General features: G+C 71.9%; 13 protein-coding genes. 10 read left to right on the top strand and 3 right to left on the bottom strand.

Translation table 11 applies throughout. The features are described 5' to 3' along the window. The first annotated feature begins 39 nt into the window (after positions 1-39). From AB0G32_RS10310 to AB0G32_RS10290, 5 genes are all read left to right on the top strand, one after another. Positions 40-903 carry an AAC(3) family N-acetyltransferase gene (locus tag AB0G32_RS10310; protein ID WP_361161009.1) on the top strand — a complete coding sequence of 288 codons (864 nt, stop codon included), beginning with the start codon at positions 40-42 and terminating at the stop codon, positions 901-903. Between the two features lie 3 nt (positions 904-906). Next, complete coding sequence (locus AB0G32_RS10305; protein WP_361161005.1) at positions 907-1,830, top strand: ABC transporter ATP-binding protein; 924 nt, start codon at positions 907-909, stop codon at positions 1,828-1,830. 112 nt (positions 1,831-1,942) lie between these two features. After that, a complete protein-coding gene (locus tag AB0G32_RS10300) occupies positions 1,943-2,722 on the top strand; it encodes an ABC transporter permease (protein WP_361161002.1) in 780 nt (259 codons plus the stop codon). Between the two features lie 48 nt (positions 2,723-2,770). Beyond that, on the top strand, positions 2,771-3,799 hold the full coding sequence (locus AB0G32_RS10295; protein ID WP_361160999.1) for a COX15/CtaA family protein: 1,029 nt from the start codon (positions 2,771-2,773) through the stop codon (positions 3,797-3,799). Beyond that, positions 3,796-4,206: a RidA family protein gene (locus AB0G32_RS10290; RefSeq protein ID WP_361160996.1), complete on the top strand. Its 411-nt coding sequence runs from the start codon at positions 3,796-3,798 to the stop codon at positions 4,204-4,206. Before AB0G32_RS10295 ends, AB0G32_RS10290 begins: the two co-directional genes overlap by 4 nt. Positions 4,207-4,216: 10 nt before the next feature. Here the strand turns inward: AB0G32_RS10290 and AB0G32_RS10285 are convergent, their stop codons facing one another. The 3 genes from AB0G32_RS10285 to AB0G32_RS10275 all read right to left on the bottom strand — a co-directional run bounded on the left by AB0G32_RS10285 (position 4,217) and on the right by AB0G32_RS10275 (position 6,804). After that, positions 4,217-5,323: an amidohydrolase family protein gene (locus tag AB0G32_RS10285; protein WP_361160994.1), complete on the bottom strand. Its 1,107-nt coding sequence runs from the start codon at positions 5,321-5,323 to the stop codon at positions 4,217-4,219. A 56-nt stretch (positions 5,324-5,379) separates the two neighbouring features. Then, the gene (locus tag AB0G32_RS10280; protein ID WP_361160991.1) at positions 5,380-5,718 is read right to left on the bottom strand and encodes a hypothetical protein; all 339 of its coding nucleotides are present in this window, start codon (positions 5,716-5,718) and stop codon (positions 5,380-5,382) included. Positions 5,719-5,850: 132 nt separating this feature from the next. Beyond that, positions 5,851-6,804 carry a heme o synthase gene (locus AB0G32_RS10275; RefSeq protein WP_361161155.1) on the bottom strand — a complete coding sequence of 318 codons (954 nt, stop codon included), beginning with the start codon at positions 6,802-6,804 and terminating at the stop codon, positions 5,851-5,853. Between the two features lie 388 nt (positions 6,805-7,192). Between AB0G32_RS10275 and tkt the strand changes: the two genes are divergently transcribed. From tkt to pgl, 5 genes are read left to right on the top strand one after another with little or no spacing between them, the layout of a single operon-like run. Beyond that, positions 7,193-9,280 (top strand): transketolase, encoded by a 2,088-nt coding sequence (gene tkt / locus AB0G32_RS10270; RefSeq protein ID WP_361160988.1) that lies wholly within the window; start codon positions 7,193-7,195, stop codon positions 9,278-9,280. Positions 9,281-9,315: 35 nt separating this feature from the next. Beyond that, positions 9,316-10,434: a transaldolase gene (gene tal, locus AB0G32_RS10265; protein ID WP_361160986.1), complete on the top strand. Its 1,119-nt coding sequence runs from the start codon at positions 9,316-9,318 to the stop codon at positions 10,432-10,434. Continuing rightward, positions 10,431-11,963 (top strand): glucose-6-phosphate dehydrogenase, encoded by a 1,533-nt coding sequence (gene zwf, locus AB0G32_RS10260; protein WP_361161152.1) that lies wholly within the window; start codon positions 10,431-10,433, stop codon positions 11,961-11,963. Before tal ends, zwf begins: the two co-directional genes overlap by 4 nt. Further along, a complete protein-coding gene (gene opcA / locus AB0G32_RS10255; RefSeq protein ID WP_361160984.1) occupies positions 11,960-13,015 on the top strand; it encodes a glucose-6-phosphate dehydrogenase assembly protein OpcA in 1,056 nt (351 codons plus the stop codon). The genes zwf and opcA overlap by 4 nt, the downstream gene beginning before the upstream one ends. Continuing rightward, positions 13,012-13,800: a 6-phosphogluconolactonase gene (gene pgl, locus AB0G32_RS10250; RefSeq protein WP_361160981.1), complete on the top strand. Its 789-nt coding sequence runs from the start codon at positions 13,012-13,014 to the stop codon at positions 13,798-13,800. The genes opcA and pgl overlap by 4 nt, the downstream gene beginning before the upstream one ends. Positions 13,801-13,833 lie beyond the last annotated feature (33 nt).

Here is a 13,833-nt window from a genome sequence, read left to right as displayed (position 1 = left end):
CGGTAGCGCACCCGGCCCGGCTCGGGGACACTCGCCAGCATGCCCACACCCCCTCCCACCGGCCCACTCGTCACCCGCGGCACTCTCGCCGGCGGGCTGCGCGCGCTGGGCGTGCGGTCCGGCGAGACGCTGCTGGTCCACTCGTCCCTGCGCGCCCTCGGCTGGGTGTGCGGCGGCGCCGTGGCGGTGGTCCAGGGCCTGCTGGACGCGCTGGGTCCGGACGGCACCCTGGTCGTACCGACCCAGACCGCCGACCTCTCCGACCCGGCGCTGTGGGAGAACCCGCCGGTGCCCGAGGAGTGGTGGCCCACGATCCGCAGCGCCATGCCCCCGTACGACCCCCGCACCACCCCCACCCGCGGTGTCGGCGTGGTCCCGGAGACGGTGCGGACCTGGCCGGGCGCCCTGCGCAGCGCGCACCCGCAGACCTCGTTCGCGGCCGTCGGCCCAGGCGCCGCCGAGGTCGTCGCGGACCACGCCACCGACTGCCGGCTCGGCACCCGCAGCCCCCTGGCCACGCTGGAGCGGCTCGGCGCCCGGGTCCTGCTGCTGGGCGCCGGCTACGACTCCTGCACCGCCTTCCACCTGGCCGAGTACCGCATTCCCGCGCCGCTGGTCGAAGTGGGCCGGCCCGGTCCGTACGGCTGGGAGCGGGTGACGGAGGTGTCGATCACCTCGGACCGGTTCGACGAACTGGGGCACGACTTCGAACGGGACCGGCCGGTCGTACGCGGCACGGTGGGCGCGGCCGGGGCGCGGCTGTTCCCGGTGGCGGACGCGGTGGCCTACGCGGAGCGGTGGCTGCCGCTGCACCGGCCCCGGGAGGAGCCCGCCGCGGGGCCCGTGCGCGAGGGACCGCGCACCCCGGCGCCTGGGCCGCCGCCGCCGTACCTAGACTCGTGACCCATGCGAAGCGAGCCCGTGGTCCAGGTCCAGGCCCTGGTGAAGCGGTACGGCACGAAGACCGCGGTGGACGGCCTCGACCTGGTGGCCCGGGCGGGTGTGACCGCCGTCCTCGGTCCCAACGGAGCGGGCAAGACGACCACGGTCGAGACCTGCGAGGGGTACCGGAAGCCGGATTCCGGCACGGTACGCGTCCTGGGCCTCGACCCGCTGCGCCAGTCGGGTGAGCTGCGGCCCCGGGTCGGGGTGATGCTCCAGTCCGGCGGTGTCTACTCCGGCGCCCGGGCCGACGAGATGCTGCGCCACGTCGCGAAGCTGCACGCGCACCCGCTGGACGTGCCGGCCCTGATCGAGCGCCTCGGCCTCGGCTCCTGCGGCCGCACGTCCTACCGCCGGCTCTCCGGCGGCCAGCAGCAGCGGCTCGCGCTGGCGATGGCCGTGGTCGGCCGGCCTGAGCTGGTCTTCCTGGACGAGCCGACGGCCGGCCTGGACCCGCAGGCCCGCCGGGCCACCTGGGATCTGGTCCGGGACCTGCGCACCGACGGCGTCTCCGTGATCCTCACCACCCACCACATGGACGAGGCCGAGCAGCTCGCCGACGACGTCGCGATCATCGACGCGGGCCGGGTGATCGCCCAGGGCTCGCCCGAGGAGCTGTGCCGCGGCGGCGCCGAGAACACCCTGCGCTTCACCGGCCGCCCGGGACTGGACGTGGCGAGCCTGCTCAAGGCGCTGCCGGCGGACTCCTCGGCGGCCGAGCTGACGCCGGGCGCGTACCGGGTGGCCGGCAAGATCGATCCGCAGCTGCTGGCGACGGTGACGTCGTGGTGCGCCCAGCACGGGGTGATGCCGGACCGGATCTCGGTGGAACGGCACACCCTGGAGGACGTCTTCCTGGAGCTCACGGGCAAGGAGTTGCGGTCATGACGCCGATCAGTACGGAGCACGGCCGGGGGTCCGGCCCGCGGCGGAGCCGCGATCGGGCACAGCGTCCCCCGGGAGGACACAGCCTGGAGCTCACCGGCAAGGAGCTGCGCTCATGACCGCGGCGACCGGTACCGGAACGTACACGCCGAAGCCGGGCGCCGCCCCGCTCGGCCGCATGATCGCCGCCCAGGCCGTCCTGGAGACGAAGCTGCTGCTGCGCAACGGCGAGCAGCTGCTGCTGACGGTGATCATCCCGGCGCTGCTGCTGGTGCTGTTCAGCTCGGTGGACATCATCGACACCGGCGCGGGCGAGGCCGTCGACTTCCTCGCCCCCGGCATCCTGGCGCTGGCCGTGCTGTCGACGGCGTTCACCGGCCAGGCCATCGCCACCGGCTTCGAACGCCGGTACGGGGTGCTGAAGCGGCTGGCGTCCGCGCCGCTGCCGCGCTGGGGCCTGATGACCGCCAAGACGCTGTCCGTGCTGGTCACCGAGGTGCTCCAGGTCGTCCTGCTCACCGTGATCGCCCTCGCGCTCGGCTGGTCCCCGCACGGCAACCCGTTCGCCGTACTGCTCCTGCTGATCCTCGGCACGGCGGCCTTCTCCGGCCTCGGCCTGCTGATGGCGGGCACGCTGAAGGCGGAGGCGACGCTGGCCGCCGCCAACCTGGTCTTCCTGCTGCTGCTGGTGGGCGGCGGCGTGATCGTGCCGCTGGACAAGTTCCCGGATGCCGCCCAGGACGTCCTGGGTCTGCTGCCCATCTCCGCGCTCTCCGACGGACTGCGTGACGTGCTCCAGCACGGCGCCGGGATGCCCTGGGCCGACCTGGGTGTCCTCGCCGTCTGGGCGGTCGCCGGACTGGCGGCGGCGGGGAAGTTCTTCCGCTGGGAGTAGCCCGGCGGCGGCACCCCTCGTGAAAGCGTGCACAAGCATCCCCCTACGATGGACGGCGTGCCAAACGTGACCCGCGACGACGTCGCAGCCGCCGTGCGCAATCCGCTCGCCTTCATCGCCGCGCGCTGGACCCCGGGGCCCGGGACCGTCCAGCGGTCGGCGCTGTCCGCCCTCGTGATGTCGGTGATCATCGTCGGCACCGGTGGCGCCGTCCGGCTGACCGGCTCCGGCCTGGGCTGCCCGACCTGGCCCAAGTGCACCGCCGAGTCGCTCACCACGACCAGCGAGATGGGCTTCCACGGCGTCATCGAGTTCGGCAACCGGATGCTGACCTACGTGCTGTGCGCGGCGGTCGGCTGGGCGATCATCGCCGCCCGCTCCGAGAAGCCGTACCGGCGCGCGCTGACCCGGCTGGGCTGGGCCCAGTTCTGGGTCGTGATGGGCAACGCGATCCTCGGCGGCATCGTGGTGCTGGTCGGCCTCAACCCCTACACGGTCGCCGCGCACTTCCTGCTGTCGACGGCCCTGATCGCGGTCGCCACCCTGATGTGGCAGCGCACCCGGGAGGGCGACGCGGCCCCCCGGCCCCTGGTCGGCAAGGCCATCCAGCAGCTGGTGTGGGTGCTGGTCGCCGTCGCGGTGCTGCTGATCGCGGTCGGCACGGTGGTCACCGGCGCTGGCCCGCACGCGGGCGACTCCAGCGAGGTCCCGCGGATGCCGCTCGACTGGGAGACGGTCAGCAAGGCACACGCCGTACTGGCCTGGATCGTGGTGACGCTGACCTTCGCCCTGTGGTTCGTCCTCAAGGCGGTCGACGCGCCCAAGGGACCGCTGGCCCGCACCCGTGACCTGTTCCTGATCCTGCTCGGGCAGGGCGCCATCGGCTACGTCCAGTACTTCACCGACCTGCCGGAGATCCTGGTCGGCCTGCACATGGTCGGCTCGTGCCTGGTGTGGATCGGCGTCCTGCGGGTGCTGCTGGCACTGCGCGAACGAGCGCAGGAGCCGGCCCCGGCCGCCGCGCCGCAGGCCAAGGACTCCGGCACCGCCGGCGTGCCGGTCGCGGGGCTCCGGTGACCGGCAGGCTGACCCGGCTCAATCCCGGGGAACTGCACGAGACGCCCGGGTACCACCACATCACCGTGGTGGAGGCCGGGCGGACGGCCCATCTGGCCGGCCAGTGTCCGCTGGACAGCGCGGGCACGCTGGTCGGCGCCGCGGACCTGGTGGCCCAGGTCGACCAGGTGGTGGCCAACACCCGGATCGCGCTGGCGGCGGTGGCCGCCCGGCCCGAGGACGTCGTCCGGTCGGTGATCTACGTGCGCAGTGACGACCGGGCCGACCTGAGCGCCGCCTGGGAGCGGCTGACCACGTCGCCCATCGGCGCCGCCTTCACCTCGGCCAGCACCCTGCTGGGCGTGTCCCGGCTCGGCTTCCCGGGGCAGCTCGTCGAGGTGGACTTCACGGTGGCGCTGCCCGGCTGAGGCGCCCGGCTCAGTCCAGCCCGTACACCCGCACCGCGTTCCCCGCCGCGATCATTCCCGCCACCCGCTGCGCGTCCCCGGGGCACCACGCGCCCTCGGTCACCCAGGTGCCGAGCACCCGGCCGAGCGCCTCGCGGAACAGCCGGGCGCCCACGACGTGCAGTTCGGGCAGGCCCCGGCCGCCGCTGGAGAAGAGGATCTTGCCGAAGGGGGCCAGCTCCAGGATCTCGGCGAGCACGGTGGCGGCCCGGGCGCCGGTGCGCACCAGGGCGGCGCCCGCGTCGGCGTACACATGGGAGAAGACACCGGCCAGGTGGGCGGCGTGCCGGTGGTACGGGTAGCCGTGCAGCAGTACGAGGTCGGTGCCGAGGCCGGCGGTGGCCCGGACGAAGTCGGTGAGCAGCACCGGGTCGGTGCGGTCGGGGTGCGGGCCGGGCTCGCCGAGGCCCGCGTGCAACTGGAGCGGCAGTCCGGAGGCGACCGCGATCCACAGCAGGTGGCGCAGCAGCACCGGGTCGCGCAGCTCGCCGCCGACCGGCCGGGCGGCCAGCCAGCGTCCGGCGGCACCGCGCACCGCGCCCGGTTCCGGCGGCTCGGGCGCCAGCGCCAGACCGTGCCGGGTGCCCGCCACCGAGGTGAAGGCGACGGCGTGGGCGGCGGCGCCGTGCACCGACTCGGCGAGGTTGGCGAGGAAGGACGCCACCGTGCCGGAGGTGTCGGCCACCTGTTCGGCCAGCGGTTCGAGCCGGACGATCTCATGGGCCTCGGCCGCCGCGGCCGAGGCCAGCTCGGCCGGGCTGGTGAGGTCGCCGGGCAGTCCGGTGTCGACCAGGTACGTGGTGATGCCGGTGCCGCGCAGCAGCCTGCGGTCAGCCGCCAGGACGCCCAGTTCGCGGCGCCGGGCCAGGTAGCGGGCCGGCGGGCAGTGCGGTTCCAGGCCGAGCAGGGGCGGACACCAGCGGCGTACCGCGAACCCGGTCTGGGTGTCGAACAGGGTGGTGCCCGGCGCGGGCGGTCCCTCGGTGCGGCCGAGCTGGGCCTCGAAGGTGCCGAGGCCCAGCTCCGTTCTGAGGACGCCGTGGCAGTACTGGTCGACCAGGGACGGCGTTTCGATCATCCGGGCTCCCCGTGTAGGCACCGTGCCGCTCACGAGTCCTAACGGGTGAACCGGGCTCAGGTGTTGCTGCGGGGACCGCCGAGCTGGATCCCGGCCATCCTCGACCATTCGTACGGTCCGGTCCGCACCTTGCCCGCGAACTCGCCGTCGAACGACTCGTGGACCGTGATCCCGGCCTTCTCGACCGCCCGCGAGGCGATCTCGTAGGACGGCGCGACCACGTCGCCCCACTCGCCGTCCGCCCCGACGAGCACGATCCGCGCCCCGCGCTGTCCGAGATAGGCCACCTGGCCCTCGGCTCCGCCGTGCGCCTTGGAGAAGTTCCCTATCCGCCCGGCCAGCCGGGTCACGGTCCGCTCGGCCTTCGCGTCAACAACCTGCTGCGTGTCTGCCATGACCCCGATGCTACCGAGCAGTAGAGGAACGTGTCCCGCAAGGGGATGTCCCGCGAAGGGCGCGGGATGGCATCGATGTGCGGCTTCGCCGCGTGGGGCGCGAGCGGCCACGCCGGCGCCGCGCCGAACGGCTCACCGCAGGAACGGATCAACCGCCACGGCGAGGAACAGCACCGAGACATAGGTGATCGACCAGTGGAACAGCCGCATCTCCTTGAGCTTGCCCCCGGTCGCCTCCGCCTTCGCCCGGTTCTGCAGCCCGTGCGCCTCCCACAGCCACATCCCGCCCGCCAGCAGCGCGACGGCCGTGTAGAACCACCCGGTGTAGCCCAGCGGGGTCAGCAGCAGGGAGACGACCACCATCACCCAGCTGTAGATGACGATCTGCTTGGCGACGACCTTGTTGGAGGCGATGACCGGCAGCATCGGCACGCCGACGCGCGCGTAGTCGTCCTTCACCTTCATGGACAGCGGCCAGTAGTGCGGCGGCGTCCAGAAGAACATGACGAGGAAGAGGATGACCGGCGCCCAGGAGATCGAATCGGTCACCGCGGACCACCCGATCAGCACCGGCAGACAGCCGGCGATACCGCCCCAGACGATGTTCTGCGAGGTGCGGCGCTTGAGGATCATCGTGTAGACGACCACGTAGAAGAGGAGCGCGCCGAGGGAGAGCCAGGCCGAGAACCAGTTGACGGTCAGGCCGAAGAGCAGCGTCGAGACCACCGCGAGGCTGATGCCGAAGGCGAGGCATTCGCGCGGCGAGACCATTCCGGTGACCAGCGGACGCTGGGCGGTACGGTCCATCAGCGCGTCGATGTCGCGGTCGATGTACATGTTCAGCGCGTTGGCGCCGCCCGCGGACAGATAGCCGCCGACACAGGTCAGCAGCACCAGCTTCAGATCGGGCACGCCCTGTTCGGCGAGGAACATCACCGGAACGGTGGTGATCAGCAGAAGCTCGATGATCCGCGGCTTGGTCAGCGCCACGAACGCCTTGACACGGGCCCCGAACGGCCGGTGACTCGGGCTCTGGCTCGTCCCGATTACCCCCGCAGGACGGGATTCAACGGCCGTCACGCACACCCCTGACAGAGACATCCCAGCGAGCTTCCCGTGCATCCCCGTGTGAAGTGCGGGTAAAGGCTCGCGCGTACCACGCCACTTTAGACCGCACCCGTACCCGGGCCTTCGCGGGGGTGGGGTCGTGTTGGCGGACGTGCTCGGACGTGTGTGACCGGAGCCGATTGAGCGGTCAGATGAGCGCCTGCGTATTCATGTGCCGAATGGCGTTTCACCCGGTCGACAGGCGGATCAGACAGACTCCCGGCAGTCTGGAATAGCGGGGAAAAGCGCACGTACTTACGGGGGTAGGCTCGACAGCGGCCGGCCGATGCCGAAAGAACGCCGGCAGCCGGTGGGCGCGCGACGCGCTTACCGGCATCCGACATGTGGAGAGGAGCCCTGACCCAGGGTGAGCACCAAGCCGACCACCGCAGACCTCGAGTGGACCGAGCTGGACCAGCGGGCCGTAGACACGGCCCGCGTCCTGGCCGCCGACGCCGTACAGAAGGTCGGTAACGGCCATCCGGGTACGGCGATGAGCCTGGCCCCGGCCGCCTACACCCTCTTCCAGAAGGTGATGCGGCACGACCCGGCCGACGCGAACTGGGTCGGGCGCGACCGCTTCGTGCTGTCCGCCGGCCACTCGTCCCTGACCCTCTACACCCAGCTGTACCTGGCCGGCTTCGGCCTGGAGCTGGACGACCTGAAGTCGTTCCGGACGTGGGGGTCGAAGACCCCGGGGCACCCGGAGTACGGCCACACCACCGGCGTGGAGACCACCACCGGGCCGCTCGGCCAGGGCGTGGCCAACGCGGTGGGCATGGCGATGGCCGCCCGCTACGAGCGCGGCCTGTTCGACCCGGAGGCACCGGCCGGCGAGTCGCCGTTCGACCACTTCATCTACTGCGTCGCCGGTGACGGCTGCCTCCAGGAGGGCATCTCCGCCGAGGCGTCCTCGATGGCCGGCCACCAGAAGCTCGGCAACCTGGTCCTGCTGTGGGACGACAACCACATCTCGATCGAGGGCGACACCGAGACGGCCGTCTCCGAGGACACCTGCAAGCGCTACGAGGCGTACGGCTGGCACGTCCAGCGGGTCGCCCCGAAGCCGGACGGCGACCTGGACCCGAACGGGATCTACGACGCGATCGAGGCGGCGAAGCAGGTCACCGACCGGCCGTCCTTCATCGCCATGCGGTCGATCATCGCCTGGCCCGCGCCGAACGCGCAGAACACCGAGGCCGCGCACGGCTCGGCGCTCGGCGACGACGAGGTCGCCGCCACCAAGCGGGTCCTCGGCTTCGACCCGGAGCAGTCCTTCGAGGTCTCCGACGAGGTCATCGGCCACACCCGCAAGGCCCTGGAGAAGGGGCAGGCCGCCCGCGCCGTCTGGGAGAAGTCCTACCAGCAGTGGCGGGACAACAACCCCGAGCGCGCCGCCGAGTACGACCGGGTGGCCAAGGGTGAGCTGCCCAAGGGCTGGGAGGAGAAGATCCCGGTCTTCGAGACCGGCAAGGGGGTCGCCACCCGCGCCGCCTCCGGCAAGGTGCTCCAGGCGCTCGGCGCGGTCGTCCCCGAGCTGTGGGGCGGCTCCGCCGACCTGGCCGGCTCGAACAACACCACGATCGACAAGACGTCGTCGTTCCTGCCCGCGGGCAACCCGCTGCCGGAGGCCGACCCGTACGGCCGCACGATCCACTTCGGCATCCGCGAGCACTCCATGGGCGCGGAGATGAACGGCATCGCGCTGCACGGCAACACGCGTATCTACGGCGGCACCTTCCTGGTGTTCTCCGACTACATGCGCAACGCGGTCCGGCTGTCCGCCCTCATGCACCTGCCGGTGACGTACGTGTGGACGCACGACTCCATCGGTCTGGGCGAGGACGGCCCGACCCACCAGCCGGTCGAGCACCTGGCCTCGCTGCGCGCCATTCCGGGCCTGAACGTCGTCCGCCCGGCCGACGCCAACGAGACCGCCATCGCCTGGCGCGAGATCTTCCGCCGCTGGACCAAGGAGTTCGGCAAGGGCCAGCCGCACGGTCTGGCGCTGACCCGCCAGGGCGTGCCGACGTACGAGGCGAACGAGGACGCGGCCAAGGGCGGCTACGTGCTGTTCGAGGCGTCCTCGGGGACGCCGGAGGCCATCCTCGTCGCCACCGGCTCCGAGGTGCACGTGGCCGTCGAGGCGCGTGAGCGGCTCGAAGCCGACGGCGTGCCGACCCGGGTGGTCTCCATGCCGTCCGTGGAGTGGTTCGAGCAGCAGGACCAGGGGTACCGGGACAGCGTCCTGCCCCCGGCCGTCAAGGCCCGGGTCGCGGTCGAGGCCGGGATCGGCCTGACCTGGCACAAGTACGTCGGGGACGCCGGCCGCATCGTTTCCCTGGAGCACTTCGGTGCTTCCGCCGACGGCAAGGTGCTCTTCCAGGAGTTCGGCTTCACTGCGGAGAACGTCGTCGAAAAGGCGAAGGAATCGATCGCCGCGGCCCAGCGCTGACGCTCGTACAACGACACGTAGGAGATGCAATTTCCATGACAGACGCACTTAAGCGCCTCTCCGATGAAGGCGTCGCGATCTGGCTGGACGACCTGTCGCGCAAGCGGATCACGTCCGGCAACCTCGCCGAGCTGATCGACCAGCAGCACGTCGTGGGCGTCACCACCAACCCGTCGATCTTCCAGAAGGCGATCTCGCAGGGCGACGGCTACGACCAGCAGCTGTCCGACCTCGCCGCCCGCCGGGTGACCGTCGAAGAGGCCATCCGCATGATCACGACGGCGGACGTCCGGGACGCCGCCGACATCCTGCGCTCCACCTACGAGGCGACCGGCGGCAAGGACGGCCGGGTCTCCATCGAGGTCGACCCGCGGCTCGCCCACCACACCAAGGCGACGGTCGCCGAGGCCAAGCAGCTCGCCTGGCTGGTGGACCGCCCCAACACGCTGATCAAGATCCCGGCGACCGAGGCCGGCATCCCGGCCATCGCCGAGGTCATCGGCCTGGGCATCAGCGTCAACGTGACGCTGATCTTCTCCCTGGAGCGCTACCGCAAGGTCATGGACGCGTTCCTGACCGGCCTGGAGAAGGCCAAGGAGCGCGGGCTGGACCTGTCCGACATCCACTCGGTGGCGTCCTTCTTCGTCTCCCGGGTGGACACCGAGATCGACAAGCGGATCGACGCGCTCGGCACCGACGAGGCGGCGGCGCTGCGCGGCAAGGCCGCCGTCGCCAACGCCCGGCTCGCCTACCAGGCGTACGAGGAGATCTTCTCCGGCGAGCGCTGGGCGGCCCTGGAGCAGGCCGGCGCCAACAAGCAGCGTCCGCTGTGGGCGTCGACCGGCGTGAAGGACAAGGCGTACAGCGACACCATGTACGTCACCGACCTGGTCGCGCCCAACACGGTGAACACCATGCCGGAGGCGACCCTGTTCGCCACCGAGGACCACGGCGAGATCAAGGGCGACGCCGTCTCCGGCACCTACCAGCAGGCCCGCGCCGACCTCGACGCCATCGAGGCGCTCGGCATCTCGTACGACGAGGTCGTCCAGCTCCTGGAGGACGAGGGCGTACAGAAGTTCGAGGAGTCCTGGAACGACCTGCTCAAGTCGACCGAGGCCGAGCTCCAGCGCCTCGCCCCGTCGGAGGGCTGAGATCCTTGTCGAGCAGCAACCCGCTGCGTGACCCCGCAGACCGACGGCTCCCGCGCATCGCGGGGCCGTCGGGTCTGGTCATCTTCGGCGTCACCGGCGATCTGTCCCGCAAGAAGCTCATGCCCGCCGTCTACGACCTCGCCAACCGGGGTCTGCTGCCGCCGGGCTTCTCGCTGGTCGGCTTCGCCCGCCGCGACTGGGAGCACGAGGACTTCGCCCAGGTCGTGCACGACGCCGTCAAGGAACACTCCCGGACGCCGTTTCGCGAGGAGGTCTGGCAGCAGCTCATCCAGGGGATGCGCTTCGTCCAGGGCACCTTCGACGACGACGACGCGTTCGAACGGCTGCGCGGCACCATCGAGGAGCTGGACCGGGCCCAGGGCACCGGCGGCAACTTCGCCTTCTACCTGTCCGTGCCGCCCAAGTCGTTCCCGGTGGTCATCCAGCAGCTGAAGAAGCACGGGCTGGCCGACCAGAGCGGCGGCTCGTGGCGGCGCGCGGTCATCGAGAAGCCGTTCGGGCACGACCTGAAGTCGGCCGAGGAGCTCAACTCCATCGTCCACGAGGTCTTCGCCCCGGACCAGGTCTTCCGCATCGACCACTATCTGGGCAAGGAGACCGTCCAGAACATCCTGGCGCTGCGCTTCGCCAACACCATGTTCGAGCCGATCTGGAACCGGTCCTACGTCGACCACGTGCAGATCACCATGGCCGAGGACATCGGCATCGGCGGCCGGGCCGGCTACTACGACGGCATCGGCGCCGCCCGTGACGTCATCCAGAACCACCTGCTCCAGCTGCTCGCGCTGACCGCGATGGAGGAGCCCGCCTCCTTCGACGCCGACGCGCTGGCCGCGGAGAAGACCAAGGTGCTGGGCGCGGTCCGGCTGCCCAAGGACCTGGGCCGGGACACCGTCTTCGCCCAGTACGCGGCGGGCTGGCAGGGCGGCGCGGCGGCGGTCGGCTACCTCGAAGAGGACGGCATCGACCCCAAGTCGAAGACCGACACCTACGCCGCGATCAAGGTGGGCATCGACAACCGCCGCTGGGCGGGCGTCCCGTTCTACCTGCGCACCGGCAAGCGGCTCGGCCGCCGGGTCACCGAGATCGCGGTGGTCTTCCAGCGCGCCCCGCACTCCCCCTTCGACTCCACCGCCACCGAGGAACTCGGGTCGAACGCGATCGTCGTCCGGGTCCAGCCCGACGAGGGCGTCACCGTCCGGTTCGGCTCCAAGGTGCCGGGCACGTCGATGGAGATCCGGGACGTGTCGATGGACTTCGCCTACGGCGAGTCCTTCACCGAGTCCAGCCCCGAGGCGTACGAGCGGCTGATCCTGGACGTCCTGCTCGGCGACGCCAACCTCTTCCCGCGCACGGAGGAGGTCGAGCTGTCCTGGAAGATCCTCGACCCGATCGAGGAGTACTGGGACGCCCACGGCACCCCGGCGCAGTACCCGTCGGGCACCTGGGGTCCGGTCGAGGCGGACGAGATGCTGGAGCGAGACGGACGGAGCTGGCGCCGGCCATGAAGATCGACCTCACGGACACCACGGCCAGCAAGATCAACAAGGCGCTGGTCAAGGGCCGCCGGGCCATCGGCACACCGGCCGTCGGCATGGTGCTCACCCTCGTCATCGTCACCGACGAGGAGAACGCCTACGACGCCCTGAAGGCCGCGGGCGACGCCGCGCACGAGCACCCCTCGCGCACGCTCCTGGTCATCAAGCGCGTCTCGCGCTCCCCCCGGGACCGCACCCGGTCCCGGCTGGACGCCGAGGTCCGCCTCGGCGCCGACGCGGGCACCGGCGAGACGGTCGTCCTGCGGCTGTACGGCGATGTCGTCGACCACGCCCAGTCGGTGGTGCTGCCGCTGCTGCTGCCGGACGCTCCGGTCGTGGCGTGGTGGCCGGTGAACGCCCCGCTGGACCCGGCCAAGGACCCGCTCGGCGCGCTGGCCCAGCGCCGGGTCACCGACACCTACGCCTCCGAAGAGCCGGTACGGGAGCTCGCGGCCCGGGCCGGCGCCTACGCCCCCGGCGACACCGACCTGTCCTGGACCCGGATCACGCCGTGGCGCTCGATGCTGGCGGCGGCCCTGGACCAGGTCGACTGCGAGGTGCGGGGCGTCGAAGTGGAGGGCGAGGAGTTCAACCCGAGCTGCGAGCTGCTCGCCATGTGGCTCGCCGACCGCCTCGACGTACCGGTGAAGCGCACCCACTCCCCCGGACCCGGTCTCACCGCGGTCCGGATGGACACCGACTGCGGGCCGATCGCCCTGGACCGGGCGGACGGCACGCTGGCCCACCTGTCCATCGAGGGCCAGCCCAACCGGGCGGTGGCGCTCAAGCGCCGGGACACCGCCGAACTGATCGCGGAGGAACTGCGCCGGCTCGACCCGGACGACACCTACGCGTCGGCGCTGCGGTACGGGGTGGAGCGGCTGCGCGAGGCGCCCGCCGGCGCGGCTGCCAAAGGAGGGGAGGCCCGCGCGGTCCCCACTCCCGTCGCGGACGCCGCCAAGGCACCTGCGAAAGCCGCGACGCAGGAGAAGACGCCGGTGAAGAAGGGAGCGGCGAAGTGAGCACGCACACTCCCCAACTGGTCGTGCACCGCGACAAGGAGCTGATGGCCCAGGCCGCCGCGGCCCGGCTGATCACCCGGATCGTGGACGCCCAGGCATCCCGGGGCTACGCCTCGGTGGTGCTGACCGGTGGCCGCAACGGCAACGGGCTGCTGGCCGCGCTGGCCGGTTCGCCCGCCCGGGACGCCATCGACTGGGGCCGCCTCGACCTGTGGTGGGGCGATGAGCGGTTCCTGCCGGAGGGCGATCCGGAGCGCAATGTCACGCAGGCCCGCGAGGCCCTGCTGGACTCGGTGCCGCTGGACCCGAAGCGGGTGCACGCGATGCCGGCCTCCGACGGCGAGTACGGCCCCGACGTGGACGCCGCCTCGGCGGCCTACGCGGAGGAACTGGCCCAGGCCGCCGGCCCGGAGAACCACGCCCCCGTGCCCACCTTCGACGTCCTGCTCCTCGGCGTCGGCCCGGACACGCACATCGCCTCGCTCTTCCCGGAGCTGCCGGCGGTGCGCGAGACCGAGCGCACGGTGGTCGGCGTGCACGGCGCGCCCAAGCCGCCGCCGACCCGGGTGACGCTCACCCTCCCGGCGATCCGGGCCGCCCGCGAGGTGTGGCTGCTGGCGGCCGGCGAGGACAAGGCGCAGGCCGCGGCGATCGCCCTGTCCGGCGCGGGCGAGATCCAGGCCCCGGCGGCGGGCGCGAAGGGCCGGGCCCGCACCCTGTGGCTGCTGGACTCGGCGGCCGCTTCCCAGCTGCCGCGCTCGCTGTATCCGCCGGCCTCGGCGTAACCGGCCCGCCGGGCCGGTGCGCCACGGACCCCC

This window comes from Streptomyces sp. NPDC023723 (assembly GCF_040639815.1).
Taxonomy (GTDB): domain Bacteria; phylum Actinomycetota; class Actinomycetes; order Streptomycetales; family Streptomycetaceae; genus Streptomyces.
This window is presented reverse-complemented; position numbering and strand designations above follow the sequence as displayed.

Coding starts and splice junctions, on each gene's coding strand:
- AB0G32_RS10310 (WP_361161009.1), top strand. CDS start 40: ATGCCCACACCCCCTCCCACCGGCCCACTCGTCACCCGCGGCACTCTC.
- AB0G32_RS10305 (WP_361161005.1), top strand. CDS start 907: ATGCGAAGCGAGCCCGTGGTCCAGGTCCAGGCCCTGGTGAAGCGGTAC.
- AB0G32_RS10300 (WP_361161002.1), top strand. CDS start 1,943: ATGACCGCGGCGACCGGTACCGGAACGTACACGCCGAAGCCGGGCGCC.
- AB0G32_RS10295 (WP_361160999.1), top strand. CDS start 2,771: ATGGACGGCGTGCCAAACGTGACCCGCGACGACGTCGCAGCCGCCGTG.
- AB0G32_RS10285 (WP_361160994.1), bottom strand. CDS start 5,323: ATGATCGAAACGCCGTCCCTGGTCGACCAGTACTGCCACGGCGTCCTC.
- AB0G32_RS10280 (WP_361160991.1), bottom strand. CDS start 5,718: ATGGCAGACACGCAGCAGGTTGTTGACGCGAAGGCCGAGCGGACCGTG.
- tal (WP_361160986.1), top strand. CDS start 9,316: ATGACAGACGCACTTAAGCGCCTCTCCGATGAAGGCGTCGCGATCTGG.
- opcA (WP_361160984.1), top strand. CDS start 11,960: ATGAAGATCGACCTCACGGACACCACGGCCAGCAAGATCAACAAGGCG.